The sequence below is a fragment of the Mycobacteriales bacterium genome, from assembly GCA_035550055.1.
Taxonomy (GTDB): domain Bacteria; phylum Actinomycetota; class Actinomycetes; order JAFAQI01; family JAFAQI01; genus DASZTV01.
In genome coordinates, this window is the sequence record DASZRO010000027.1 from 1 (window position 1) to 25,914 (window position 25,914).

Annotated in this window: 25 protein-coding genes, 3 tRNA genes and 1 pseudogene; 25 read left to right on the top strand and 4 right to left on the bottom strand. The window is 68.3% G+C overall.

Translation table 11 applies throughout. The annotated features are described in order from the left end of the window. Nucleotides 1-67 precede the first annotated feature (67 nt). A tRNA-Thr gene (locus VG899_04295) sits at nucleotides 68-140 on the top strand. Between the two features lie 15 nt (nucleotides 141-155). Here VG899_04295 and VG899_04300 read toward each other — a convergent pair. Together VG899_04300 and VG899_04305 are read right to left on the bottom strand one after the other, a co-directional pair. After that, nucleotides 156-869 (bottom strand): serine protease, encoded by a 714-nt coding sequence (locus VG899_04300; GenBank protein HWA65574.1) that lies wholly within the window; start codon nucleotides 867-869, stop codon nucleotides 156-158. Continuing rightward, complete coding sequence (locus VG899_04305; GenBank protein HWA65575.1) at nucleotides 866-1,513, bottom strand: hypothetical protein; 648 nt, start codon at nucleotides 1,511-1,513, stop codon at nucleotides 866-868. The genes VG899_04300 and VG899_04305 overlap by 4 nt, the downstream gene beginning before the upstream one ends. A 127-nt stretch (nucleotides 1,514-1,640) precedes the next feature. Between VG899_04305 and VG899_04310 the strand changes: the two genes are divergently transcribed. From VG899_04310 to VG899_04325, 4 genes are all read left to right on the top strand, one after another. Further along, nucleotides 1,641-1,714 (top strand) — tRNA-Met (locus VG899_04310). An 82-nt stretch (nucleotides 1,715-1,796) separates the two neighbouring features. Beyond that, the gene (rpmG, locus tag VG899_04315) at nucleotides 1,797-1,961 is read left to right on the top strand and encodes a 50S ribosomal protein L33 (GenBank protein HWA65576.1); all 165 of its coding nucleotides are present in this window, start codon (nucleotides 1,797-1,799) and stop codon (nucleotides 1,959-1,961) included. Nucleotides 1,962-2,047: 86 nt separating this feature from the next. Continuing rightward, nucleotides 2,048-3,142 (top strand): adenylate cyclase regulatory domain-containing protein, encoded by a 1,095-nt coding sequence (locus VG899_04320; GenBank protein HWA65577.1) that lies wholly within the window; start codon nucleotides 2,048-2,050, stop codon nucleotides 3,140-3,142. 52 nt (nucleotides 3,143-3,194) lie between these two features. After that, a complete protein-coding gene (locus tag VG899_04325; GenBank protein ID HWA65578.1) occupies nucleotides 3,195-3,623 on the top strand; it encodes a MaoC family dehydratase in 429 nt (142 codons plus the stop codon). Here VG899_04325 and VG899_04330 read toward each other — a convergent pair. Continuing rightward, nucleotides 3,620-4,537: a diiron oxygenase gene (locus tag VG899_04330; protein HWA65579.1), complete on the bottom strand. Its 918-nt coding sequence runs from the start codon at nucleotides 4,535-4,537 to the stop codon at nucleotides 3,620-3,622. The two genes, VG899_04325 and VG899_04330, sit on opposite strands and share 4 nt — an antisense overlap. A gap of 78 nt (nucleotides 4,538-4,615) precedes the next feature. On the opposite strand from VG899_04330, the gene VG899_04335 reads away from it, so the two are divergent. Beyond that, entirely contained in the window at nucleotides 4,616-5,368 is a 753-nt protein-coding gene (locus VG899_04335) for a MerR family transcriptional regulator (protein ID HWA65580.1), read from the top strand. On the opposite strand, the gene VG899_04340 is transcribed toward VG899_04335, so the two are convergent. Beyond that, nucleotides 5,365-6,573, bottom strand: coding sequence for a pyridoxal phosphate-dependent aminotransferase (locus VG899_04340; GenBank protein HWA65581.1), 1,209 nt, complete (start codon nucleotides 6,571-6,573; stop codon nucleotides 5,365-5,367). The genes VG899_04335 and VG899_04340 overlap by 4 nt on opposite strands. Nucleotides 6,574-6,689: 116 nt before the next feature. On the opposite strand from VG899_04340, the gene VG899_04345 reads away from it, so the two are divergent. The 19 genes and pseudogenes from VG899_04345 to rpoB form a co-directional block, all read left to right on the top strand. Then, a tRNA-Trp gene (locus VG899_04345) sits at nucleotides 6,690-6,763 on the top strand. 37 nt (nucleotides 6,764-6,800) lie between these two features. Beyond that, a complete protein-coding gene (gene secE / locus VG899_04350) occupies nucleotides 6,801-7,061 on the top strand; it encodes a preprotein translocase subunit SecE (protein ID HWA65582.1) in 261 nt (86 codons plus the stop codon). Between the two features lie 43 nt (nucleotides 7,062-7,104). Then, nucleotides 7,105-7,872: a transcription termination/antitermination protein NusG gene (nusG, locus tag VG899_04355; GenBank protein ID HWA65583.1), complete on the top strand. Its 768-nt coding sequence runs from the start codon at nucleotides 7,105-7,107 to the stop codon at nucleotides 7,870-7,872. Nucleotides 7,873-7,897: 25 nt separating this feature from the next. Then, nucleotides 7,898-8,329 carry a 50S ribosomal protein L11 gene (gene rplK / locus VG899_04360; GenBank protein HWA65584.1) on the top strand — a complete coding sequence of 144 codons (432 nt, stop codon included), beginning with the start codon at nucleotides 7,898-7,900 and terminating at the stop codon, nucleotides 8,327-8,329. Nucleotides 8,330-8,409: 80 nt separating this feature from the next. Next, nucleotides 8,410-9,180, top strand: a complete 771-nt coding sequence (gene rplA, locus VG899_04365) for a 50S ribosomal protein L1 (GenBank protein ID HWA65585.1) — start codon at nucleotides 8,410-8,412, stop codon at nucleotides 9,178-9,180. Nucleotides 9,181-9,395: 215 nt separating this feature from the next. Further along, a pseudogene (gene rplJ, locus VG899_04370) lies at nucleotides 9,396-9,890 on the top strand (50S ribosomal protein L10). A gap of 293 nt (nucleotides 9,891-10,183) precedes the next feature. Further along, a complete protein-coding gene (gene rplL / locus VG899_04375; protein HWA65586.1) occupies nucleotides 10,184-10,582 on the top strand; it encodes a 50S ribosomal protein L7/L12 in 399 nt (132 codons plus the stop codon). A gap of 231 nt (nucleotides 10,583-10,813) precedes the next feature. After that, entirely contained in the window at nucleotides 10,814-12,001 is a 1,188-nt protein-coding gene (locus VG899_04380) for an ABC transporter ATP-binding protein (GenBank protein HWA65587.1), read from the top strand. Between the two features lie 50 nt (nucleotides 12,002-12,051). Next, nucleotides 12,052-12,786 (top strand): ABC transporter permease, encoded by a 735-nt coding sequence (locus VG899_04385; protein ID HWA65588.1) that lies wholly within the window; start codon nucleotides 12,052-12,054, stop codon nucleotides 12,784-12,786. A 74-nt stretch (nucleotides 12,787-12,860) separates the two neighbouring features. Next, on the top strand, nucleotides 12,861-13,655 hold the full coding sequence (locus VG899_04390) for an ABC transporter permease (GenBank protein HWA65589.1): 795 nt from the start codon (nucleotides 12,861-12,863) through the stop codon (nucleotides 13,653-13,655). A 3-nt stretch (nucleotides 13,656-13,658) separates the two neighbouring features. Beyond that, complete coding sequence (locus VG899_04395) at nucleotides 13,659-14,987, top strand: MCE family protein (GenBank protein HWA65590.1); 1,329 nt, start codon at nucleotides 13,659-13,661, stop codon at nucleotides 14,985-14,987. After that, nucleotides 14,987-16,033 carry an MCE family protein gene (locus VG899_04400; protein HWA65591.1) on the top strand — a complete coding sequence of 349 codons (1,047 nt, stop codon included), beginning with the start codon at nucleotides 14,987-14,989 and terminating at the stop codon, nucleotides 16,031-16,033. The genes VG899_04395 and VG899_04400 overlap by 1 nt, the downstream gene beginning before the upstream one ends. After that, nucleotides 16,030-17,028: an MCE family protein gene (locus VG899_04405; GenBank protein ID HWA65592.1), complete on the top strand. Its 999-nt coding sequence runs from the start codon at nucleotides 16,030-16,032 to the stop codon at nucleotides 17,026-17,028. Before VG899_04400 ends, VG899_04405 begins: the two co-directional genes overlap by 4 nt. Further along, nucleotides 17,028-18,239, top strand: a complete 1,212-nt coding sequence (locus VG899_04410; protein HWA65593.1) for an MlaD family protein — start codon at nucleotides 17,028-17,030, stop codon at nucleotides 18,237-18,239. The genes VG899_04405 and VG899_04410 overlap by 1 nt, the downstream gene beginning before the upstream one ends. Further along, on the top strand, nucleotides 18,236-19,396 hold the full coding sequence (locus tag VG899_04415) for an MCE family protein (protein ID HWA65594.1): 1,161 nt from the start codon (nucleotides 18,236-18,238) through the stop codon (nucleotides 19,394-19,396). The genes VG899_04410 and VG899_04415 overlap by 4 nt, the downstream gene beginning before the upstream one ends. Further along, complete coding sequence (locus VG899_04420; protein HWA65595.1) at nucleotides 19,393-20,820, top strand: MlaD family protein; 1,428 nt, start codon at nucleotides 19,393-19,395, stop codon at nucleotides 20,818-20,820. The genes VG899_04415 and VG899_04420 overlap by 4 nt, the downstream gene beginning before the upstream one ends. After that, nucleotides 20,820-21,356, top strand: a complete 537-nt coding sequence (locus VG899_04425; protein HWA65596.1) for a hypothetical protein — start codon at nucleotides 20,820-20,822, stop codon at nucleotides 21,354-21,356. Before VG899_04420 ends, VG899_04425 begins: the two co-directional genes overlap by 1 nt. Beyond that, nucleotides 21,353-22,432 (top strand): hypothetical protein, encoded by a 1,080-nt coding sequence (locus tag VG899_04430; GenBank protein ID HWA65597.1) that lies wholly within the window; start codon nucleotides 21,353-21,355, stop codon nucleotides 22,430-22,432. The genes VG899_04425 and VG899_04430 overlap by 4 nt, the downstream gene beginning before the upstream one ends. A gap of 245 nt (nucleotides 22,433-22,677) precedes the next feature. After that, on the top strand, nucleotides 22,678-25,914 hold a 3,237-nt coding region (gene rpoB, locus VG899_04435; GenBank protein HWA65598.1), incomplete at its 3' end, for a DNA-directed RNA polymerase subunit beta.

The window sequence follows — 25,914 nt, forward strand, 5'->3', positions numbered from 1 at the left end:
GTACTGTCAGCGATCGGACAGTTGGGGAGGCGGCATCGGGGCGTTCTCAGGTAACCTCGTCGCCGCCGCCCCCTTAGCTCAGTCGGCAGAGCGTCTCCATGGTAAGGAGAAGGTCTACGGTTCGATTCCGTAAGGGGGCTCTGGACGGCCGCCTCTCATTCGAGGCAGCCGACATCCGTCAGCGCGCCGGGCGCTCGTTCGAAGCGAGCGACGGCGGACGCAGGGATCGCCAGTCCATCTCCGTTCTTGGGTGAGATCGCGAACACGACGGCGATGACTTTGCCGTCAGCGTCCAGCACCGGGCCGCCGGAGTTGCCGTGCCGCACCGCAGCGGTGATCTCGAGGACCTTTTCGGGCTGGCCGATCCACCGCGCGTCCACGTAACCAACGGCGACGCCGTGCGTGACCGTGAGCTGGTCGCCTTCGGGGTAGCCCGCGACCCACACCGGTGTGCCGGCGGCAACCCGGGTGGTGTCGATCGGCGCGTCAGGAAGTCCCTCGCGGTCGGCTGTGAGCTCCGCAAGGTCGGGTCCCGGCGACAGCGCGTCGACGTCGGCCTGGAAGTCGTCGCCCGACCAAGTCGCGAGCTGGACGATCGCCGATCCCTGTGCGACGTGCCGGTTCGTGATGATGCCGCTCGACGTACTGAACGACGAGCCCACGGCCAGGCAAGCGACGCTGCGCACCCGGTAGACGAAGTGCCGCGCCTCAGTGAGCATCCGAGCATCCAGTGACGGTGCTGCGGCGGTTGGGCTCGGTGGCGGTGCGGGTGGGGTGAACGCCGCGAGCGGCGGGGGTGAGGCGACGCAGCCCGTGAGCGCGGTGCAGCCGAGCCCGATCGCACCGAGAACGGCGAGGATCCGCCTCATTCGTTGGCGCTGATCAGTGACTGGAGCTGGTTGTTCGCGTTCTGCGCCCTCGTGCACGCGGCACCGGCCTCGTTCGCATTGGCCTCGAGGTAGGGGTCGATCGTGGAGGCGCTCGTGACGTCGTCCACGATCTCGCCGATCAAGCTCCGCATGTCGTCGACGCAGCCCGAGAGTTCCTGGGAAACCGTCCCGGCGACGGCGTTGACGTCCACGGCACGTTCCTTGGCGTTGGCCGTCGTCGACAGCCTTCGCCGCAGATTCTTCACCTGGGCTTGGAGGCCGCCGACCTGTCCTTGCAGCGCGGTGACGCGCGTGTCGTCGGCGCTGAGGCTCCTCGTCAGGGTGGTGTTCCGCGACGCCTCCGTCCGCTCCTCGCTGCGCCAGTTGCGTGCCGACAGACTCTGCGAGACGGCGAACACGGCGAGCGCGACCACGAGTACGACGCCGGCGATGATGGTGGTCATCCGGCCCGGCGCGCGCAGTCGGGGGCCGCTCGGCGCGATCACCGCAGGCGCCGCGATCACCGCAGGCGCCGCAGGCACCGCAAGCGCCGGGAGCGTCGGGGGCGCGGGCGGGGCGTTCACCGCCTCCGCGTCGTCGGGACGCGGTCCGTCCCAGTCCGGGGGGTAGTAAATCGTGCCCATTCCGCCTCACCCGATCCTGTCAGCGGCGTTGTGCGATCAGCGGTTGGAAACCTAGAGGCGATGAGCGGTCTGTGCCACGTCGGTAGTCGTGGCACCATGGTTGGCCGGTCCGCGTAAGTGGCCCTGCGGCGGAGTAGCTCAGCCTGGTAGAGCAAGCGGCTCATAATCGCTGTGTCGCCGGTTCAAGTCCGGCCTCCGCTACTAGCAAAATCCCGGCTATTCTCGATGGCCGGGCGCTATGCCCGTCGTATCGAAATCGCTGTTCTTCCGAGAGGTTCCTGCCGTGGCTGCCACCGACGTACGACCGAAGATCACGTTGGCGTGCGCCGAGTGCAAGCACCGCAACTACATCACCAAGAAGAACCGGCGCAACGACCCCGACCGGCTCGAGCTGAAGAAGTTCTGCCCGAACTGCCGCAAGCACACCGAGCACAAAGAAACTCGCTGAGCCGCCGAGCCGACACGGGCTCAGTGCCGCTTTCCAGTCCTGCGGCGGACTTCTAGATCTGCTGGGGGTTGCGCGAGACTAGTGGCGTGGACCTCGGGGAGTACGAGGCGGCGGGTCTGTATGACCCGCTGGATCCGGATGCGGATGCCCGTGCCGAGCTGATCGCGTACCTCGTCGAGGTGGGCGCGAGCCTCGAGGAGATGGTTGCGGCCCACGCTCAGGGTCGGCTGTTCGCCCTCGCGGGCGACCGCGTGATCATTCCGGGGCGCGACCAGTTCTCCCTCAACGACATCGCCGCCGCTACCGGCGCGCCCGTCGCGGACGTCTGTGCGATCTGGCGGGCGCTGGGCTTCCCGCGCGCGGGGTGGGACGACCTCGTCGCGTCTCCTGAGGACGTCGAGGCCGTCCGGGTCATCGTCGACATGTCCCGGCTGATCGGGCTGCAGGGCGTGCTCGGCATCGCCCGGGTCGTCGCGTCCTCGATGACCCGCATCGCTGATGCCGCCTCGACCGCGGTCCGCACTCAGGTCCCGCAGCTTGCGCTCGGCCTATCGGAGAGCGAGCTCGTGACGGCCAAGACCTTCGAAGGTGTGGCGACCTTCGTGCCGCGGGTGGGCCAGGCGCTCGACGCGGTCTGGCGCCACCACCTCGAAGCGGCGCGGCGGCACTGGGAGCGCAGCGACAGCGTCGACCTCGCCGAAAGTGGCGGGGTGCGTCTCGGCGTCGGGTTCGCCGACCTTTCCGGCTTCACCGGGATGACGGAGAGCCTGACGATGGTCGAGCTCTCGCGCCTGCTCACCGTCTTCGAGGAGGTCGCGGACGACATCGTGCGCGACGAAGACGGACGCGTCGTGAAGTACATCGGCGACGCCGTCATGTACGTCACGCATGACGCGTCGTCGGCGGTGCGGGTCGCCGACCGGCTGCTCGACGCCGCGGAGGTCCGCGGCATGCAAGCCCGGGCCGGAGTGACGGTGGGAGTCGTGCTCTCGCTGGAAGGCGACTACTTCGGTCCGGTGGTCAACCTCGCCGCCCGGCTCGTGGCGATGGCCGCGCCCGGTGAGCTGCTGGTGACGGACGAAGTCGTCGCGCGCATCGACGGTGCGATGGAGGCGGTGGCCCTCGGTCCGCGCGCCATCCGCGGCTTCAGCAAGGAGATCGAAGTCGCGAAGCTGCGCTGACCCGCTGCGATAGCGTCGGGTGCGCAGTCGACCCCAACGCGAGAAGGAACCGATGGCAGCGACGGTCAGCTACGACGACGTCGAGGTGGGCACCGAGATTCCGGCCCAGACCTTCCAGGTCACGCGCGCGAGCCTGGTGAAGTACGCCGGTGCCTCCGGGGACTTCAACATCATTCACTGGAACGAGCGCACCGCGAAGGCGGTCGGGTTGCCCAACGTCATCGCCCACGGGATGTTCACGATGGCCGAGGCCGGCCGGGTCGTGACCGACTGGGCCGGCGACCCCGGGGCGGTCGTCGAGTACGGCGTGCGGTTCTCCTCGCCCGTCCCGGTGGAGGACGACGACACCGGCACGACGCTGACCGTGTCCGGCCGGGTCGAGGAGAAGCTCGACAACCGGCAGGTTGCCGTCGCCATCGAGGCAACCGCGCTCGACGCTCGCGTGCTGTCGAAGGCGCGCGCGATCGTCCAGCTCGCTTAGGCGATCACGCCCGCTCGACGCAGCAGCCAGCGGTTCTCGCGGCCGATCAGGCCGCACTCGTCGAAGAACGCGAGAACCTTCTCGGCCACGCGGCTCTTGGTCTCGCGCCAGTGCGGGTTGTCGGCCGCTGCCTTGCGCGCAAGGTCGGGATCGAGGCCGGCGTTGGCGTAGACGTCCGGATGGATCAGCGACCGGGTCGCCTCGTGCACGATCAGGCCGATCATGATCCGGTTGTACGTACGACGTAGCAGCCCGCTGTCTGCCTGCGCGCGAAGCGTCTCCTCACGGGCGTAGCTGATGTGGCGGGCCTCCTCGATCACGTGGATCCGGCTGACCTGTCGCACGATCGGCTGCACCGACTCGTCGTCCATCGCCTCGCGCTGCAACCCGTCGAGGATCTCCTCGACGTACATCGTCCCCGCGAAGGTCAGCACGTTGTTGGAGATGGTCTTGAAGACCCGGCCGAGCTCGTGGGCGATGCGGCCGACACCGTAGTTGGGAGCGCCGAAGGCCTTGGTCATCGAGGCGAACATGATCGAGTGGCGGCATTCATCCGCGATCTCGGTGAGCGCCCACTGCACGTCCTTGCGGGTCAGGTCACGGTCGTAGGCGTAGCGCAGCAGCATCTGCATGAGGATCTCTTCGAACCAGATGCCGACGCTGGCGATGCTCGCGACCTCGTGCTTGGTGAGCGTCGCCCGTTGTTCGGGCGTCATCGCCTGCCAGAGGTCTGTGCCGTACAGGCTGCAGCAGCGCTCGGGCTCGTAGAGGACGTCCGCCGGTTGCGGCTGGTCCCAGTCGACTTCGGTCTGCGGGTCGAAGGAGACCTTCGCCGCCGAGCGGAGCAGCCGCACCGCGGTGCGCTCGCGCTCGGGAACGTCGGGCCGGGCCTGGTCTACGGTCGCTGTGCTCATAGCCACTATCTAACGTGCCATTGCGCAATGGCGCAAGAGGCGGTGGTAGTGTCCTACCTCACGTTCTGGAGGGTTTGATTGGCCGAGTACCGCATCGACGACCTGGCGCGCGCTGCCGGGATGACGGTGCGCAACGTGCGCGCTTACCAGGAGCGCGGGCTGGTGCCGCCGCCGCGCCTGCAAGGACGCACCGGCTGGTACGACGACGGCCATCTCGCCCGGCTGCGGCTGATCGGCCGGCTGCTCGAGCGGGGCTACACCACAGCCCACATCACCGACTTCATCGCCACCTGGGAAGCCGGCCACGACCTCGGCCAGACGCTCGGGCTGGAGGCGGCACTGCTGGCTCCGGGGTCGGGGGAGATCCCGGAGCTGCTCACCCAGGACGACCTGGTGGAGATGTTCGGGGTGCTCGACCCGTCGGCGATCGACGCGGCGGTCCGGATGGGCGTGATCGAACCGGACGGCGAGGGACGGTTCCGGGCGCTCTCGCCGCGGCTGCTGCGCGCCGGAGCCGAGCTCGTGGCCCTGGGCATGCCGCTGCTCGACGTGCTGGACCTCGGCGCCCAGCTGCGGCTTCGGGTGCAGACCGTCGCAACGCTGTTCGTGCAGGCCGTCGCGCCCTCCATCATCGGCGACCATGAGCCCGGGTGGGTGCCCGACGACGCCGACATGGAGCGCATCATGCGGCTGGTCTCGGACATGCGCCCGCTCGCGCGGGTGGTGGTCGACGAGGAGCTGACCAGCGCCTTGGAGACGGGGATCGCCGACTACGTCACCCAGTGGCTGGCCGCGGCGGTCGAGGCCACCGCCCAACACGGAGCCGGTTAGAGCGCGATCTCGCTGAGGAGCTTGTGCATCCGGCCGACCCCTTCGACGAGGTCGTCGTCGCCGAGCGCGTAGGACATCCGGAAGGCGCCGAGATCGCCGAATGCCTCACCCGGCACCACCGCCACTTCTGCCTCTTCCAGCACCACGGTCGCGAGCTCGGCGGAGGTCTGCGGCGTGCGACCGCGCAACGGCTTGCCCAACAGCGCGGAGACCGACGGGTAGCAGTAGAACGCCCCCTGCGGCGTCGGGCACTCGACCCCCGGGATGTCGTTGAGCATCCGGACCATCGTCTGGCGGCGCACGTCGAAGGCGCTGCGCATCATCGCGACCGCGGACAGGTCTCCGCTGACCGCGGCCAGCGCGGCGGCCTGGGCGACGTTCGACACGTTGGACGTGGCGTGCGACTGCAGGTTGCCGGCTGCGCTGATCACGTCGGTCGGGCCGATCATCCAGCCCACCCGCCAGCCCGTCATGGCGTAGGTCTTGGCGACACCGTTGAGCAGCACACACGTGTCAGCCAGCTCCGGGACGAGCACCGGCATCGACGGAGCGGTCGCGCCGTCGTAGAGCAGGTGCTCGTAGATCTCGTCACTGATCACCCAGACGCCGTGTTCGAGCGCCCAGCGCCCGATCGCCTGCACCGCCTCCGGCGGGTACACCGCGCCGGTGGGGTTCGACGGCGAGCAGAACAGCAGCGCCTTGGTCCTGGGCGTCCGGGCCGCCTCGAGCTGCTCGACGGTCGCCAGGTAGCCGCTCGCGGCGTCCGTCGCCACGACGACAGGGGTGCCGCCGGCCAGCCGGATCGACTCGGGATAGGTGGTCCAGTACGGCGCGGGCAGGATGACCTCGTCGCCGGGGTCGAGCAACGTGGCGAACGCCTCGTAGACCGCCTGCTTCCCGCCGTTGGTGACCAAAACCTGGGCCGCCGTCACCGTGTAGCCGGCGTCGCGCAGGGTCTTGTCGGCGATCGCCTGGCGCAGCGCCGGCAGGCCCGGGGTCGGGGTGTAGCGGTGCATCGCCGGGTCGGCGCACGCGGCGGCTGCGGCGTCGACGATCGGCTGCGGCGTCGGGAAGTCCGGCTCGCCCGCGCCGAACCCGATCACGTCCCGGCCAGCCGCCTTGAGCGCCTTCGCCTTCGCGTCGACGGCGAGGGTTGCGGACTCTGCGATGCCGCCGACTCGGGCGGAGATGCGTGACTGGGCCATGCATCCATCGTCGCCTACCCGTCGTCGGCGGGTCCATCCGGTTACCGTCGCCGGAGCGCGGTTCGACCGGTTCCGCCGACCAGACGTAGACTGCGTCGTTCGGCAACACCGAATAAAGGGCAGTAGCTCAAATGGCTAGAGTCCCGGTCTCCAAAACCGGTGGTTGGGGGTTCGAGTCCCTCCTGCCCTGCGCATGACCGGACTGAGTACGACGAGGAGGTGACGATATGACGCAGACGAACGAGAGCATGCCGACCGCCAAGTCGGCGCGTTCGGGTCGGGGCAAGGGTGGCAAGCCCGGCTATCCCGAGCGGATCTCGACGTACAACCGTCAGGTCGTCTCCGAGCTGCGCAAGGTGCTGTGGCCGACCCGCAACGAGCTCGTGACCTACACCGTCGTGTCCGTGACGTTCGTCGTGGCGATGGTGGCGTTCGTCGGTGCGCTCGACTACGGGTTCACCAAGGCCGTGTTCTCGCTGTTCGGATAGTCCTTCCCCCCTCCGCCCTCACCATCAAGGAAGCCTCCTCACCGTGACCGAGTACGCGCCCGAGTCCGACAACACCGAACCCGTCGGCGACCCCGCCGAAGAGGCGTTCGATGCTGCCGAGACCGCGGCCGAAGGCTCGTCGTACGGCGAGGCGGTCATCGACGAGACCGCGGCCGACTCACCCGCCCCGTCGATCGATCTGACCGTCGCCGAGACGGTTGGTGAGAACGGCGAGGAGCTCGACGAGGTCGAGGCGTTCCGCGCCAAGCTGATCTCGCTTCCGGGCGACTGGTACGTCGTTCACACCTACGCCGGCTACGAGAACCGCGTGAAGACCAACCTCGAGTCGCGGATCGCCTCCTTGAACATGGAGGACTACATCTTCGACATCCAGGTCCCGACGCAGCCCGAGACGATCATCAAGGCGGGCAAGCGGCAGACGGTCGAGTCGAAGGTGTTCCCGGGATACGTCCTGGTCCGGATGGACCTCACCGACGAGTCCTGGTCGGTGGTGAAGAACACGCCGAGCGTCACCGGCTTCGTCGGGACGAGCCACCCGACCCCGCTGTCGATGGCCGACGTGGTGAAGTTCCTGGCGCCCAAGCCGGTGGAGGCCAAGCGCGCCGAGCCGGTGCGCGTCGTGGACTTCTCGGTCGGGGAGTCGGTCACCGTCATGGACGGCCCGTTCGCCACCCTGCCCGCCACGATCAACGAGATCAACGCCGAGGCCCAGCGACTGAAGGTCCTCGTTTCCATCTTCGGCCGGGAGACGCCGGTCGAGTTGTCGTTCAGCCAGGTCAGCAAGATCTGACCAGCCTTTAGTTGAGGAAGCTCTCATGCCTGCCAAGAAGAAGATCGCCGGTCTGATCAAGCTGCAGATCCAGGCCGGTGCCGCGACCCCTGCGCCGCCCGTCGGCCCCGCGCTGGGCCAGCACGGCGTCAACATCATGGACTTCTGCAAGCAGTACAACGCGGAAACCGAGTCGCAGCGCGGCAACGTGATCCCGGTCGAGATCACCGTGTACGAAGACCGCACCTTCTCCTTCATCACCAAGACCCCGCCCGCGGCGCGCATGATCCTCAAGGCTGCCGGGGTCGAGAAGGGCTCCGGGGAGCCGCACAAGACCAAGGTCGCATCGATCACCCGCGACCAGGTTCGCGAGATCGCGCAGACCAAGATGGCCGACCTCAACGCAAACGACCTCGACGCCGCCGAGCTGATCATCGCCGGCACGGCACGCTCGATGGGCATCACCGTCAGCGACTAGCGCCACCCGCATCACAGACACACCTACGCCGTGGGAGGGGCCGCCCGGCTCCGCTCGCACCACTGAGGAGAGACAGAGAAATGGCACGTAGCAAGGCGTACGAAGCAGCAGCCAAGCTGATCGACCGCGACCGGTTGTACTCGCCGAGCGAGGCGGTCGCCCTGGCCAAGCAGACCTCGACCACGAAGCGGTTCGACGCGACCGTGGAGGTCGCGATGTGCCTGGGCGTCGATCCCCGCAAGGCCGACCAGATGGTGCGCAGCACCGTCTCCCTGCCGCACGGCACCGGCAAGACCGCGCGCGTCGCGGTCTTCGCGACCGGTGAGAAGGCGGAGGAGGCCCGTGCGGCCGGCGCGGACGTGGTCGGGGGCGACGAGCTCATCGCCGAGCTCGAGGGTGGCCGGCTGGACTTCGACGCCGCCGTCGCCACCCCGGACCTGATGGGCAAGGTCGGCCGGCTCGGCCGTGTGCTCGGTCCGCGCGGCCTGATGCCCAACCCGAAGACCGGCACGGTCACGATGGACGTCGGCAAGGCCGTCGAGGACATCAAGGGCGGCAAGATCGAGTTCCGCGTCGACCGTCAGGCGAACCTGCACTTCGTGATCGGCAAGACCTCCTTCACCGACTCGCAGCTCGTCGACAACTACGTCGCGGCGCTCGACGAGGTGCTGCGAGCCAAGCCGTCGACCGCCAAGGGCCGTTACATCAAGAAGGTGTCGGTCTCCACGACCATGGGTCCTGGGATCCAGGTCGACCCGACCAAGACCCGCGGCGACGAGGGCTCCGACGCGTCCGCGCCCGCCGCGCCCGCCGCTCCTGCCGCCGAAGCCGAGGAGACCTCCGCGGAGTAGCCCTGGCGCTGGGGCTTTGGCATTTGCGTCGAAGCCCCAGTAGCCTGACTGCTACCGAAGACCGCCGGATGTCGCTGGCAGCAGCGACCGAAGGTTCCGCGCAAGCGGGCATCCAGCGCAGGTGAGTGGTACGTCGCCGGGTTTCGACCCGCTGCGCCCCGCGCCCTGCGCCGGGGCGTTTTTGTTTGCCGACGTACGACGAAAGAGGACCCTGAATGGCCCGGCCGGACAAGGCCTCAGCGGTCGCCGAGCTCACCACGGCGTTCCGCGACTCCAGCGCGGCGGTGCTCACCGAGTACCGCGGCCTGACGGTCGCGGAGCTCAAGGAGCTGCGGCGTTCGCTGCAAGGCAACGCGACGTACGTCGTCGTCAAGAACACGCTGTCGAAGATCGCCGCTCGTGAGGCGGGCGTCGAGTCGCTCGACGACCTCATGACCGGCCCGTCGGCGATCGCCTTCGTCAACGGCGACCCGGTCACCGTTGCGAAGAGCCTGCGTGACTTCGGGCGGGAGCACCCGCTGCTGGTCGTCAAGGGTGGCGTGCTCGACGGCTCCCCGCTGACCGCCGAGGAGATCCGCAAGCTCGCCGACCTGGAGTCGCGCGAGGTGCTGCTGGCCAAGCTGGCCGGCGGCCTGAACACCCCCGCGTCGCAGCTGGCCAGCGTGCTCATGGCACCGGTTCGCCAGCTCGCGCAGGTCCTCGGCGCGCTCGCCGCCAAGGCCGCGGAGGACCCGAACTGGGCCGGCGGCGACGGTGCGAGCGCCACCGAGCCGACGCCTGAGCCGACGCCGGAGGCGTCCGCAGCGGCGCCGGCCGAGGACACGGTGGCTCAGGACACCACGGCTCAGGACACCACGGCTCAGGACACCACGGCTGACGAGACCCCTGCCGAGGCTGAGACCCCCGCCGAGGCACCCGCGACCGAAGCGGTCGCGACCGAACAGACCACCGACGGCGTCGCTGACGCGTCGTCCGCAGCAGACACCGAATAAGGAGAAACATCATGGCGACTCTGACCAACGACGAGATCATCGAGGCCCTCAAGGAGAAGAGCCTCATCGAGATCTCCGACCTCGTGAAGCAGTTCGAGGAGACCTTCGGGGTCTCCGCCGCGGCCCCGGTCGCGGTTGCGGCTGCCCCGGCAGCCGGCGGCGCGGCCGCGGGCGGCGAGGCGGCAGGCGGCGGCGACCAGGACGAGTTCGACGTCATCCTCGACGCGGCCGGCGACAAGAAGATCCAGGTCATCAAGGTCGTGCGCGAGCTGACCAGCCTGGGCCTCAAGGAGGCCAAGGACCTCGTCGACGGCGCGCCGAAGACCGTCCTGGAGAAGGCCAACAAGGAGTCGGCGGACAAGGCGAAGGCGGCCCTCGAAGAGGCCGGCGCCAGCGTCACCGTCAAGTAGTCCTCGCACCATCGCGCTGGGGGCAGGCCCGAAAGGGTCTGCCCCCAGCGCTTTTCGCGCTCTGACTTGCGTTTTTGCCTGAAGTGGGTCGCGGCTCGCGACCGGCGGGGCAGGTAGCAAACCGCCCTGTCCGGGCGGTAATGTCTCGCGTTGTGACCCGCCTCACACGCCTCGCTCGGCGGGCGTCGAAGTCGGTCCCTATCGCCGGTCGCTCAGGAGGGCAGGGTCCGCGTGGGCGTTGAGGTCAAGGTCGAAGGCCTGACGAAGTCGTTCGGCCGGCAGGTGATCTGGGAAGACGTCTCCCTGACGCTGCCCAAGGGCGAGATCTCGGTTCTGCTCGGCCCTTCCGGCACCGGCAAGTCGGTGTTTCTCAAGCACCTGATCGGGCTGCTGCGTCCCGATCGCGGCCACGTCTACATCGAGGGCAACGACGTACCGAACGTCACCGAACGCAAGCTGTACGAAGTCCGCAAGATGTTCGGCGTGCTGTTCCAGGACGGCGCACTGTTCGGTTCGATGTCGATCTACGACAACGTCGCGTTCCCGCTTCGTGAGCACACGAAGAAGAACGAAACCGAGATCCGCGGCATCGTCATGGAGAAGCTCGAGCTGACCGGCCTGATCGGCGCCGAGCAGAAGCTGCCCGGTGAGATCTCCGGCGGCATGCGCAAGCGGGCCGGCCTGGCTCGCGCGCTCGTCCTCGACCCCGAGATCCTGCTCTTCGACGAGCCGGACTCCGGTCTGGACCCGGTCCGCACCGCCTACCTCAACCAGCTGATCGTCGACCTCAACCAGCAGATCTCTGCGACGATGCTGATCGTCACCCACGACATCAACACCGCCCGCACGGTGCCGGACAACATCGGCCTGCTCTACCGCCGCCACCTCGCGATGTTCGGTCCGCGCGAGATGCTGTTGTCCAGCCAGGAGCCGGTCGTTCGCCAGTTCCTCAACGCGCAGCGGCAGGGCCCGATCGGCATGGCGGAGGAGAAGGACGCCGCCGAGCTCGAGCAGGAACGCTCCGAAGGCGCCGAGCTGCCCCCGCTGCCCCCGATCCCGCCGCAGATCATGCCGACCGACGGCCGGGCCCGGCCCACTCAGCGCCCCGCCGGCCAGTGGCTGCGTGAGCACGGCGTCACGCCCCCGCCCGGGTCCTTCGCCGGGCTGCCCGGACGCACCCCACCGGTGTCGACCGCACCGCCCGCCACCACCGAGGCGGAAGGGGTACGTGTGCTGCGGGCCGCGCCGACCGCCCGTCGCCGCACCACCACCGACAGCGCTCCCGCGAAGAAGACTGCAGCGAAGACGACGGCGAAGAAGACCGCCAAGAAGACCACCAGCGGTGAGCCGGCGAAGAAGGCCACGGTCCGGCGGACGGCCGGAGGATCCACGGGGGCAACGCGGAGACGCTCCTCGTGAGTTCCGTCGGTGTCGCGGCGCCCTTCCGGGCGAGCGGCAGCTTTTTCGCGATGTGCCTGGACACCTGGGTGGCGTTCTGGCGCTCGGTGCGGCACCTGCGCTTCCAATGGCGCGAGATGCTCGAGCAGGCGTGGTTCATCGCGAGCGTCACGATCCTGCCGACCGCGCTGGTCTCGATCCCGTTCGGCGCCGTCATCGCGCTGCAGATCGGCAACCTCGCCCGCCAGGTCGGCGCGCAATCCTTCACCGGCTCGGCGTCGGTGCTGGCGATCCTGCGCGAGGCGGCGCCGATCGTGTGCGCGCTGCTGATCTCCGGCGCCGGCGGTTCGGCGATCTGTGCCGATCTGGGCAGCCGCAAGATCCGTGACGAGATCGACGCCATGGAGGTGCTCGGCATCTCCCCGCTGGAGCGCCTCGTGGTTCCGCGGGTCGCGGCGAGTGCGATCGTCGCGGTGCTGCTGAACGGCCTGGTCTCGGTCGTCGGCGTGATCGGCGGCTACATCTTCAACGTGATGCTCCAGCACGGCACGCCGGGCGCCTACATCCAGTCGTTCACCGCGCTCGCGCAGCTGCCCGACCTCTACGTCGGGGAGTTCAAGGCGCTGCTGTTCGGGATCATGGCCGCGCTGGTGGCCTCCTACAAGGGCTTGAACCCCAAGGGTGGCCCGAAGGGCGTCGGAGACGCCGTCAACCAGTCCGTGATCATCGCCTTCATGCTGCTGTTCGTGATCAACTTCGTGATCACGCAGGTCTACTTCACCGTCGTCCCGCCGAAGATCAGCTGATGGCCGGCACCGTCTCGCTGCCGCGTCCGCTGCGGACCGTCACCCGGGTTGTCGGGGCGCCGTACCGCGCCACGATGAGCGGGCTCGAGGACGCCGGCGAGCAGCTGTCCTTCTACCTGCGCTCGCTCGGCTGGGTCTGGCGCACGCTGGTGTCCTACAAGCGTGAGGTCGTCCGGCTGATCGCCGAGGTGAGCCTCGGCTCGGGGGCCCTCGCGTTGATCGGCGGCAGCGTCGGAGTCGTCGCGTTCCTCACCTTCTTCACCGGGACCGAGGTCGGGCTCGAGGGCTACCAGGGCCTCCAGCAGATCGGGATCTCTGCGTTCGCCGGCTTCGTGTCGGCGTACTTCAACACCCGGGAGATCACCCCGATCGTCGCCGGCCTGGCGCTCACCGCAACGGTCGGCGCGGGCTTCACCGCACAGCTCGGTGCCATGCGGATCAGCGAGGAGATCGACGCCCTCGAGGTGATGGGCATCCCGTCGATTCCCTACCTCGTCACCACTCGGCTCATCGCCGGCCTCGTGGCTGTCATCCCGCTCTACGTCGTTGGTCTGGTCGCGTCGTACTTCTCGACGCGACTGATCGTGACCCTGTACTTCCACCAGTCGGGTGGCACCTACGACCATTACTTCCACACGTTCCTGGTGCCGACCGACGTCTTCTACTCGTTCCTGAAGATCATCATCTTCGCGATCGTCGTGATGCTGATCCACTGCTACTACGGCTACTACGCCAGTGGCGGCCCGGCGGGCGTGGGCGTCGCGGTGGGGCGCGCGGTGCGTACCTCGATCGTGGCGATCAACGTGATCGACCTGTTCTTGAGCCTCGCGCTGTGGGGTGCCAACACCACGGTCAGGATCGCGGGGTAGCGCATGTCCCGCAGCGAGGCCCGACTGCGCGTGAAGCGCCGCCTGCAAGGCGTTGCGTTCCTCGCGGTGATCGCTGCGCTGCTGAGCCTGACGGTCCTGATCTACAACAAGGACCTGCCGGGGCAGGGCAGCGACACCGTCACGCTGGACGCGTCGCGGATCGGCAACCAGCTGATCATCCCGGCTGACGTGAAGTACGAGGGCGTGCTGGTGGGGCGCGTCAGCTCCGTGCACAGCGACGGTGAGAACGCCACGCTCACCCTGCAGCTGTCGAAGTCCCTCATTCACAGCATCCCGAGCAACGTGCTGGCCCGGATCCTGCCCAAGACGCTGTTCGGCGAGAAGTACGTCGACCTGATCCGGCCGAGCTCGCCGGTCGGCTCCCTCCAGCCTGGGGCGACCATCCAGGAGGACCGATCCGCGGTCGCGATCGAGCTCCAGGACGTGTTCAGCAAGCTGGTGCCCGTGCTGCGGGCGGCGAACCCGGCCGCGTTGTCGGTGGCGCTGTCCAACACCGCCGAGGCGCTGGCGGGGCGTGGCGAGACGCTGGGCAAGAGCCTCACGCTGATCGACCGCTACTTCAGCCAGCTCAACCAGGACATGCCGAACATCCAGCACGACATCTCGGGCCTCGCCGACCTCGCGAGCAACTACGCCGACGCGGCTCCCGACCTGCTCGGGATCCTCAAACACTTCTCGGTGACCGCGCGGACCTTCACCGTGAAGGCGGACCCCTACGCGCAGTTCCTCGCCGGCACGACCGGCTTCGCCGACACCGGGGCGGGCTTCTTCAAGACCAACGGCAAAGGCCTGCGAGACCTCGCGAAATACAGCGAAGGCCCGCTCAACGTGCTGTCGGACTACTCGATCGTCCTCGAATGCCTGCCCAACGGCCTGTCGATCTTCGATCGGGAGCGGCTCGAGCACGCCTTCGGTGGCGGCGAGCTCCACATCGACCTGATCCCCGTGAACAGTAGAGGCGAGTACACCCAGAAAGACCACCCCTCGCTCAAGGAGTTCACCCGGGCGGTGCTGCCCGCGAACTGCTACGGACTGCCGTACGGCAACCACGCGCTGCACCCGGAGAACTCGAAATATCCATTCGCGCCAGGCGGCAACTACGCGCAGGGCGGCTACGCCGGCTCAGGTGCGGCGACGCCGGATGCGACCGCGTCGGTGTTCTCCGGCTCGACCGCCGGCGTCGGCTCGGCCGCCGAGCAAGCCGAGATCGCGACCTTGCTGGCGGAGGTCACCGGCCAGCGGCCGACCTCGGACGGCCTCGCCGACCTGCTGCTCGGACCGATGTTGCGCGGCATGGCGGTGGTGCCGTAATGCGCGGCAACACCCTCGGCGCGGCGATCAAGTTGATCATCTTCGCGCTCGTCACCATCCTCGCGACGGCGCTGCTCGGCGTGGTCATCAGCAACCGGACCTTCGGATCGACCAAGACGTACAAGGCCGACTTCACCGACGCCACCGACCTGATCAGCGGGAGCGACGTACGCATGGCCGGCGTCCGGGTCGGCACCGTCAAGTCGATCAAGTCGATCTCCGAGGACGGCAACAACCTGGCTCAGGTCTCGTTCACGGTCGACACCGACGTGCCGATGACCACGACGACGGACGTGAAGCTGCAGTACCTCAACCTGGTCGGCCAGCGCTACCTCGATCTGGTCGCGACGCCGGGCGGGACCACTCAGAGCACCGACGACGTGATCCCCACCTCGCGGACCGCTCCGGCGGTGGACCTGACCGCGCTGTTCAACGGGTTCAAGCCGCTGTTCCGCGCGCTGTCGCCGAACGACGTCAACCAGTTCGCCCTCGAGATCATCAAGACCCTGCAGGGCGAGGGCGGCACGGTGCAGGATCTCCTGCAACAGACCGCGTCGCTGACCAACACCGTGGCGCAGCGGGACGCCGCCATCGGCCAGGTCATCGACAACCTGCTCACCGTGCTGAGCACCGTTCAGCATCGCGACGCCGGGCTCAGCGAGACGATCACCCAGCTCCAGCGGCTGGTGACGGGTCTCGCCGGGGACCGCGACGCGATCTCGACCTCACTCGTCAACATCAACGACCTGGCGACCAGTACGGCGAAGCTGCTGACCGGGATCCGCCCGGTCCTGCCCGGCGACCTGAAGAACCTGACCGCCCTCGCAGAGAACCTCAACACGACGAAGGACACCGTCAACAAGGGCGAGAACGCTCTCGCCGCCTTCCTGCAGCGTGAGCCCGCCAAGCTCAACCGGATCATCCGCACCGGCAGCTACGGCGGTTACTTCAACTTCTGGCTGTGCTCGCTGAGCATCGCCGGCCTCCCGGCGCAGCTGCAGCCCAGCGCGTCGCAGTCGCCGTCGTGTCCGGCGGTGACGCAGTGAGACCGTTCCGCGAGCGCAGCCCGCTGCCGATCGGCATCGCGGGTGTCGTCGTCATCATCATCTTGTTGCTGCTCGCCCTCGACGTCGGCAGCCTGCCGTTCATCACGTCCGGGCACACCGTCTACGCCGAGTTCACCGACTCGGCCAGCCTGCAAAGCGGCGACAACGTGAAGGTCGCCGGCGTCCAGGTGGGCAAGGTGACCTCCGTCAAGCTGATGTACGTCCCCGGCGAGGGCAACATCGTCCGGGTCGGCATGAAGGTCAGCGGTGGGCCTCACATCGGCGCGGACACCACGGCGAACATCAAGATCGAGACGCTGCTCGGCCAGGTCTACGTCGCGTTGAACCCGACGCCGAGCGGATCGCTGGCCGACAACACCATCCCGGTCGACCGCACGACCACTCCGACGTCGATCACCGAGGCGTTCATCGGGCTCGGCAAGCGAGCCGGCGAGATCGACGTCAAGCAGCTGGCGAAGTCCTTCGACGTCCTGTCCGACACGTTCAAGAACACCCCCGGCGAGGTGCACGCATCGCTGGTGGGACTCGAGCGGGTGTCTGAGGCCATCGCCTCGCGCAACAACCAGCTGACCTCGCTGCTCGGCAAGGCGAACGACGTCACCACCACCATCGCCTCGCACGACGACGAGATCACCAAGCTCATCGACGACTCCTCGCTGATCCTCCAGACGATCAGCCAGCAGCGTGCCGTCGTCCATCAGCTGCTCGTCAGCACCGCCGCGCTGGCCCATCAGCTGACCGGTCTGGTCGCTGAGAACCGCAAGCTGATCGGCCCCGCGCTCGCCAAGCTCGACGGGACGCTGCGGATCCTGCGGGCGAACCAGCGAGCGCTCGACGAGACGCTTCACCTGGCCGCACCGTTCGTGCGCGACTTCACCGACACCCTGGGCACCGGTCGGTGGTTCGAGAGCACGCTGACGAACCTGACCGATTCGGCCGGCAAGCTCAGCCTCGGCAACTCCGGGAACCGCTGATGAGACGCTTCGGGGAGTTGTTCGCCGACTTGGTACGCCGGTTCGGCGCCGGCGTGGTTGCGCTGGTCGCGGTCGTCGCGCTGGTCATCGTCATCGTCGTCGTGTCCGTCACGACCGGCGGCGGGAAGACCTACAAGCTGACGGCGTACTTCACCAAGACCGTCGGCCTCTACACCGGCAACGACGTCCGGATCATGGGCGTCAAGGTCGGCCACATCGACAGCATCACGCCGGTCGGCACCGAGGTGAAGGTCGTCATGTCCTACGACGGCGACGACCGGGTGCCGTTGCACGCGAAGGCAGTGGTGATCGAGCCGTCGATCGTCAGTGACCGCTACGTCCAGATCACCCCCGGCTACGTGAGCGGCCCGACGCTGCCGAACAACGCGGTGCTCGGGTGCCCGCCGAACGGCACCGCGGTGAGCGACACGACCAACCCCGCGACCTGCGCCGAGCAGACCGCGGTGCCCCTCGAGCTCGACCAGATCTTCGGCAACCTCAACCAGCTCGACAGTGCCCTCGGTCCCAACGGCGCGAACAAGAACGGCGCGCTCGCGCAGCTGATCAAGATCGGCGCCGAGAACCTGAAGGGCAACGGCCAGGCGTTCAACGCCGCCTTCAAGCAGTTCTCCACGCTGATCTCGACGCTGGCCGGCAGCCGCGGCGACCTGTTCGACACCGTCAGCAGCCTTCAGAAGTTCACGACGACGCTTGCCAACGACAACGGCGGTGTCGTCGCGCTGAACAAGAACCTGGCCCAGGTCGGCAGTCAGCTCGCGGGAGAGCGCAAGGACCTCGGGGCGGCGCTCGCGAACCTCGCCACGGCGCTGACCTCCGTCGAGACCTTCGTCGCGGACAACCGCGCCGGGCTCAAGACCGACATCCACAGTCTCGCCAAGGTCACCGACGTGCTGACCCAGGAGAAGACGGCGATCACCCAGCTCACCGACCTGACCCCGCTGGCGCTGTCCAACCTCAGCCTCGCCTACGACCCGGCCACGAAGACCCTCGACACCAACGCTGCGCTGACCGAGCCGCTGCTGAAGACGGGCCCCTCCGGTGCGCTCTGCCAGCTGCTCGGGACTCTCGGGCTCGACACCCTGGTCGGCGACGCCGTGGGGTGCAGTGCGAACAAGCCGGTCATCAGCACCAGCAGCCTGCACCACCAGACGCCGACCCTGGCGGAGCTCCTGACCGGCGGTGCGACGTGAGCGCCTCCGCGCGCCGCGTCCGGCTGATCGCCGCAGCGCTCGGTGGCGTGCTTGTGCTGGCGGGCTGCGGCTTCCACAGTGCCTACTCGCTGCCGCTGCCCGGCGGTGCGGCATCGGGGAAGACCTACACGGTGAGCGCCGAGTTCAAAGACGTGCAGGACCTGACGCCGCAAGCGGCGGTCCGGGTGAACGACGTCGCGGTCGGTGACGTCAGCGACATCTCTCTTGACCCGAAGACCCTCGAGGCCAAGGTCACGATGCGGATCAAACAGTCCGTCGTCCTGCCCGCCAACGCGGTGGCCACCCTCGAACAGACGACGCTGCTCGGTGAGAAGTTCGTCGCCCTGTCGGCGCCGGAGAACGTCGCCCCCGAGGGTCGCCTCGTCGACGGCGACCGGGTCGACTCGGCGAGCGATCTGCCCAGCGTCGAGCAGGTCTTCGGCCTGCTGTCGCAGTTCCTGAACGGCGGCGACCTCGGCGACCTGCAGACGATCAGCGTCGAGGTCTCCAAGGCGCTCGCCGGCCGCGAGGCCGACGTCCGAGGCGCACTTTCGCAGCTGACGACGTTCGTGGGCGGGCTCGCCGACCAGAAACACGAGATCGTGCGCGCGATCGACGGCCTCGACCGGTTCAGCTCAGCGCTCGCCTCCCAGGACAGCACCATCGCGACCGCGCTCGACGACCTCGGACCGGGTCTCAAGGTGCTCGCCGACGAGCGAGCGCAGTTCACCTCGCTGCTGACCCACCTGTCCCGCTTCGGCAAGTACGCGAGCCGGGTCATCAACGCGTCGAGCTCCCAGACGATCGCCGAGCTGCGCGATCTGCAGCCGGTTCTGCGCCACCTCGCCGCCGCAGGAGCGAACCTGCCGCGGTCGCTCGAGGTGCTGATCACCTACCCATTCCCGCGTGACGTCGGCGCGGCGGCGCCCGGTGACTACGTCAACGCCGACATCAGCATCGACCTCGGTCCCGTGCTGTGTGCGGTGTTCGCCGGCAAGACGCCCGCGCAGCTCGAGTCCTCGCTCGGCCCGGTCGAGGCGGAGCTGGTGAAGCTGCTGTCCGGCAAGAGCTGCCCGGCGGTGACCAGCTCTTCCAACGCGGTCGGCCAGTCGGACCTCGCCCAGCTGCTGCTCAGCGGACTCGGAGGTTCCCAGTGATCCGCCGCGTCGTGAAGATCCAGCTCGCGATCTTTCTCGTGCTCAGCCTGGTCGGGATCGTCTACGTCGGCGCGAGCTACGTCGGCATCAACCCGCTGAGCCGCCCGTTCACCGTGAAGCTCGCGCTGCCGTCGGCGGGCGGGATCTTCACCAACGCAGACGTCGCCGAGCGCGGCGTCGTGGTCGGCCGCGTCGGTGCGCTGCACATCAACCCCGACGGCGGGGTGATCGTCGACCTCGAGATCAACCACGGCGAGAAGATCCCGTCCAGCGGCCTGACCGCGAAGGTCGCCGACTTGTCCGCAGTCGGCGAGCAGTACGTCGAGCTCGAGCCGGCCAGCGACTCGGCTCCGTACCTCACCTCGGACTCGCAGATCAAGGGCACGATCCCGGTGGACGACGCGGTGATCCTGCGCAACGTGGAGCAGCTGTTCGGCAGCATCGACGTCCACGACCTGTCGACCACCGTGACCGAGCTCGGCAAGGGCTTCGCGAACCTCGGCCCGAGCCTGCAGAAGCTGATCACCGGCGGTCAGCAGCTCACCCAGGCGGCCACCGACGCGCTGCCGGCCACGCAGAAGCTCATCAACGACGGCAAGACCGTGCTCGACACGCAGCGTGACGTCGCCGCCGAGCTCAAGTCGTTCGCCGCCAGCTTCGACGACGTCACCGGCGAGTTCAGCGGTCAGGACGCCGCGCTGCGGACCATCCTCGACAACGGCAGCGCCGCCTCCGACCAGCTGAAGCTGCTGATCAAGGACAACCAGGACGTGTTCCCGGAGCTGTTGTCGAACCTGGACACGTTCACCCAGATCGAGAGCGTCCGGCTGCCCTACGACCGGGCGGTGCTCGAGCTCTACCCGGCGATCGTGGCGGACTCCTACTACGCACTGCCGGCCCCTGGCAACGTCGCCCGGTTCGGCATGGTGACCGATGCCGGCGCGTTCTGCAGCAGCGGGTACGCAAGTACCAAGCCGCGCTCGAACAAGCCCAAGGACTGGGGCGGTGCCGCCAACCTGGACGCCCACTGCTTCGGCAACAACGCCTTCCTCGACACCGAGCAGAACGACATCCGCGGCGAGCGCAACGCGCCGCATCCCAAGGGCGACCACGCGAACGTGACCAACGCGACCCCGTACGACGGGCCGCACTACGGCCAGCCGTTCCCCGGTTCGGGTGTGGTCGGGACGTGCGACACCCCGAAGTGCCCCAAGCTGCGGAGGGCGAAGCAGGCCGGCTCGGGGGTTGCGACGGCCAGTGACTCCGCCGCGGTGACCACCGTCGCCCTGCCGTACGACCCGACGACCGGCGTGTTGCGTGGCCTCGACGGCAAGACCTACGAGCTCGGCTTGGACGGCCCGCTCACCCCGGTGTTCGGGTCCTCGTCCTACACCTGGCTGCTGCTCGCACCTACCATGCGTTAGTGAGCAGGGGAGTGGGCAAGCCGCATCGGCGGCAGCGCGGATCCGACGGCGGCGCATTGGCGCCCTGGCTGGCAGTGCTGGTTGTCGGTGCCGTCGTTGCCGCCGTGTTCACGACCTTTCTGGTGCTCAAGGCACACGACAAGTCGCACTACTCCTCGCTCAACCATGAGCGCAGCCAGCTCGAGGCGGTCGCCGGGCAGTACGCGATCGACTTCACCTCGGTCGACTATCGCCACATGCAGACCGACTTCGACGACGCGGCGAAGAACGCGACCTCGGACTTCGCGAAGAAGTACCTCGCGACCGTGAAGGTGTTCAAGCCGCTCTACGTCAAGGGGAAGGTCGTTCAGACGACCACAGTGCGCAGCGCCGCCGTCCAGTCGATGTCACCCAACGACGCCGTCGTGTTGGTGGCACTCGCCGGAACCGCGACGAACGTCAAGACCCAGGCCGCCACCCAGCAGCTGTTCCGGATGCAGGTGTCGCTGACCAGGGTCGACGGCAAGTGGCTCACCAGCAACGTGGTGCCGCTGTGAGCGACCTCACGGGACCGGGCGACGCCACGAACGATGCCATGGACGACGACGCGGCGCAGACCCCGGACGACGACGCGGCCGGCGAGTCGCTGACCCTGCCCGACGAGCGGCACTCCCGTACGACGGAGCTCGCCGCGCGGTTGCGGCAGAGCGCGCTGGCGCAGGTCGAGGCGGCTCGCGCGGCGCAGGCCGCGGGGGGCGCCGGCTCGACCCCGACCGCGCCGGAGGCGCCGAAGATCCCGGCGCTCGACGACCCGGCGCGCCGCTTCGCCCCGCCCGCCGAGGCCCCCGAGCCCCCGGCGCCGGCCGAGGTCCCCGAAGAAGCCGCCGAAGCCGCCGAAGCCGCCGAGGTCCCCGAAGCCCCCGAGGTTCCCGAAGCCCCCGAAGCTGCCGAGGCCGAAGTCCCCGAAACCGCCTGGGTCCCCGAGGTCCCGGAACCCGCCGAGCCGCTTGCCGAGCCGGCGGTCGCCGAAACCGACGAACCGGACCCAACGGACGAACCCGACGAGCCCGACGAGCCCGACGAGCCCGACGAGCCCGACTACCTCAGTCAGCCCTGGCAGGTCGGCGACGACGGCTTCGGCGGCTCGAACCGGGCCCTGATGGCGGCGGCCGCGCTCGTGTGCGTGCTCGCGGTCGCGGCGGTCGTGCTGTGGTTCGTCGAGTGCGGTGACGTGTCCCACGACTCGGCGGTCGAGAAGGCGCGGGTCGCGGCCGTCGCGGCCGCCAAGACCGAAACCGCAGCCGCCCTGACCTACAACTACCAGACCCTCGACGCCGACTTCGCCAAGGCCGAGGCCGGCATGAGCAAGTCCTTCCGGGCGAACTACGCCCAGACCGCGGCTAGCTCGGTCACCCCGCTGGCGAACAAGACCCACGCGGTCACGACCGGCACGATCGCCGCGGCCGGGGTGATCTCGGCGTCGGCCGACGAGGTCGAGGTGCTCGTGTTCGCCGATCAGACGGTCGAGAACAAGCTGCTCAACGCGACCTCGCGGCTCGATCGCTCGGTCATCAAGGTCGAGATGATCAAGCAGGACGGCCGCTGGGTCATCAACGATCTCCAGCCGTTCTAGGGAAATCCGCACCCAAACGGCGCGTCGGGCCTTGACGGCGGCGCTGCGGAGGTCCATGCTGCCGCGCAGCGCTAGGCCGCCCGTTCCAGGTGGTCTCGACAGAATGCCGCTGTGCGGCTATGCTGCTCGTTTGCGCTGCCTCCTACTGCCTCCACCCCTTTGCCTCGAGCGTGTCTTGATCGGTCCAGGGGTGGATCCATCGGCGTGCGCGCACGTTGACAGCGGGCACTAGAGAAGGACCCCACTTGGCCGCCTCGCGCACCACAGGTTCTGCACTTTCCACCCTCGCACCACGCCGCGTTTCCTTTGCGCGGATCAATGAACCACTCGAAGTCCCGAATCTGCTCGCACTGCAGACGGCTTCGTTCAAATGGCTGATCGGCTCACCCGAGTGGCGGGAGTCGGTCGAGGCCGGCACCCCGTCCGGGCTCGAGGAGATCCTCTCCGAGATCAGCCCGATCCGGGACTTCTCCGACACCATGTCGCTGGAGTTCCGCGAGCCGAAGCTCATGGACCCGCCGCACTCGATCGACGAGTGCAAGGACAAGGACATGACCTACTCGGCGCCGCTGTTCGTCATCGCCGAGTTCACGAACAACGAGACCGGCGAGATCAAGAGCCAGACGGTGTTCATGGGTGATTTCCCGCTCATGACCAACCAGGGCACCTTCATCATCAACGGCACCGAGCGGGTCGTCGTCTCCCAGCTCGTCCGCTCGCCGGGCGTCTACTTCGACCGGACCCTGGACAAGGTGACCGACCGCGAGGTCTACACCGCCAAGGTCATCCCGGGCCGCGGGGCGTGGCTGGAGTTCGAGGTCGACAAGCGCGACCAGGTCGGCGTGCGCATCGACCGCAAGCGCCGCCAGCCGGTGACGGTGCTGCTGCGCGCGCTCGGCTGGGACGACGCCAAGATCCTCGAGCGCTTCGGTGAGTTCGACTCGATGCGGCTGACCCTGGAAAAGGACCACACCTCCACTCCGGACGAGGCGCTCATCGACATCTACCGCAAGCTGCGTCCCGGCGAGCCGCCGACGCGCGACGCGGCCGAGACGCTGCTCAACAACCTCTACTTCAACGAGAAGCGCTACGACCTCGCCAAGGTCGGCCGCTACAAGGTCAACAAGAAGCTCGGTACGACGCAGCACCACAGCGTCGGCGTGCTGACCGAGGAAGACATCGTCGCGGCGATCGACTACGTGGTGCGCCTGCACCGCGGTGACGCCGGTTTCGAGACCGACGACATCGACCACTTCGGCAACCGGCGGCTGCGCACCGTCGGCGAGCTCATCCAGAACCAGGTCCGCATCGGCCTGTCACGGATGGAGCGCGTCGTCCGCGAGCGGATGACCACTCAGGACGTCGAGGCGATCACGCCGCAGACCCTGATCAACATCCGGCCGGTGGTCGCGTCGATCAAGGAGTTCTTCGGCACCTCCCAGCTGTCGCAGTTCATGGACCAGACCAACCCGCTCGCGGGGCTGACGCACAAGCGCCGGCTGTCCGCGCTCGGCCCGGGCGGTCTCTCGCGTGAGCGCGCCGGCATGGAGGTCCGTGACGTCCACCCGAGCCACTACGGCCGGATGTGCCCGATCGAGACGCCGGAAGGCCCGAACATCGGCCTGATCGGCTCGCTGGCGACCTACGCGCGGGTCAACCCGTTCGGCTTCGTGGAGACGCCGTACCGTCGCGTCGACAAGGGCCGGGTCACGGACCAGATCGACTACCTCACCGCCGACGAGGAAGACCGCCACGTCATCGCGCAGGCCAACGCGCCGCTGAACCCGAACGGGACCTTCAGCGAGAACCGCGTGCTGGTCCGCCGCAAGGACGGCGAGGTCGACTACGTCGAGCCCGCGGACATCGACTACATGGACGTCTCGCCGCGGCAGATGGTCTCCGTCGCGACCGCGATGATCCCGTTCCTCGAGCACGACGACGCCAACCGTGCGCTCATGGGCTCGAACATGCAGCGGCAGTCGGTGCCGCTGCTGCGGGCCGAGGCGCCGCTGGTCGGCACCGGCATGGAGTACCGCGCCGCGGTCGACGCCGGTGACGTCGTCGTCGCGGAGCAGGCCGGGACGGTCGAGGAGGTGTCGGCCGACTACGTGACGATCGCGCACAAGGACGGCACCAGCCGTACCTACCGTCTGGCGAAGTTCCACCGCTCCAACCAGGGCACCTCGTTCAACCAGAAGCCCATCGTCAACGAGGGCGACAAGGTCGAGCAGGGGCAGGTCATCGCCGACGGTCCGTGCACCCAGAACGGCGAGATGGCCCTGGGCAAGAACCTGCTCGTCGCCTTCATGTCGTGGGAGGGCCACAACTACGAGGACGCGATCATCCTGTCGCAGCGCCTCGTGGAGGACGACGTGCTGTCCTCGATCCACATCGAGGAGCATGAGGTCGACGCCCGTGACACCAAGCTCGGTCCGGAGGAGATCACCCGGGACATCCCGAACGTCTCCGAGGAGGTCCTCGCCGACCTCGACGAGCGCGGCATCATCCGGATCGGCGCGGAGGTCGTCCCCGGCGACGTCCTGGTCGGCAAGGTCACCCCGAAGGGCGAGACCGAGCTCACCCCCGAGGAGCGGCTGCTTCGCGCGATCTTCGGTGAGAAGGCGCGCGAGGTGCGCGACACCTCGCTGAAGGTGCCGCACGGCGAGTCCGGCAAGGTCATCGGCGTCCGCGTGTTCAACCGCGAGGACGGCGACGAGCTCCCGCCGGGCGTCAACGAGCTGGTCCGCGTCTACGTCGCGCAGAAGCGCAAGATCACCGACGGCGACAAGCTCGCCGGCCGGCACGGCAACAAGGGCGTCATCTCGAAGGTGCTGCCGGTCGAGGACATGCCGTTCCTGTCGGACGGCACGCCCGTCGACATCATCCTCAACCCGCTCGGCGTGCCCGGCCGGATGAACGTCGGCCAGGTCCTCGAGACCCACCTCGGGTGGGTGGCGAAGACCGGCTGGCAGGTCGAGGGCACCAAGGAGTCGTGGCAGAAGCACCTCGCCGAGATCGGCGCGGACGCCTCCGAGCCCGGCACCAACGTCGCGACGCCGGTGTTCGACGGCGCCCGTGAGGAGGAGATCAGCGGTCTGCTCGCCTCGACGCTGGTCAACCGTGACGGTGAGCGGATGGTCAACGGCGACGGCAAGGCCAAGCTGTTCAACGGCCGCACCGGTGAGCCGATCGACCAGCCGATCTCGGTCGGCTACATCTACATCCTGAAGCTGCTGCACCTGGTCGACGACAAGATCCACGCCCGCTCGACCGGCCCGTACTCGATGATCACGCAGCAGCCGCTGGGTGGTAAGGCGCAGTTCGGCGGTCAGCGCTTCGGTGAGATGGAGGTGTGGGCGCTCGAGGCCTACGGCGCGGCGTACGCGCTGCAGGAGCTGCTCACCATCAAGTCCGACGACGTCCTGGGCCGGGTCAAGGTCTACGAGGCGATCGTCAAGGGCGAGAACATCCCCGAGCCCGGC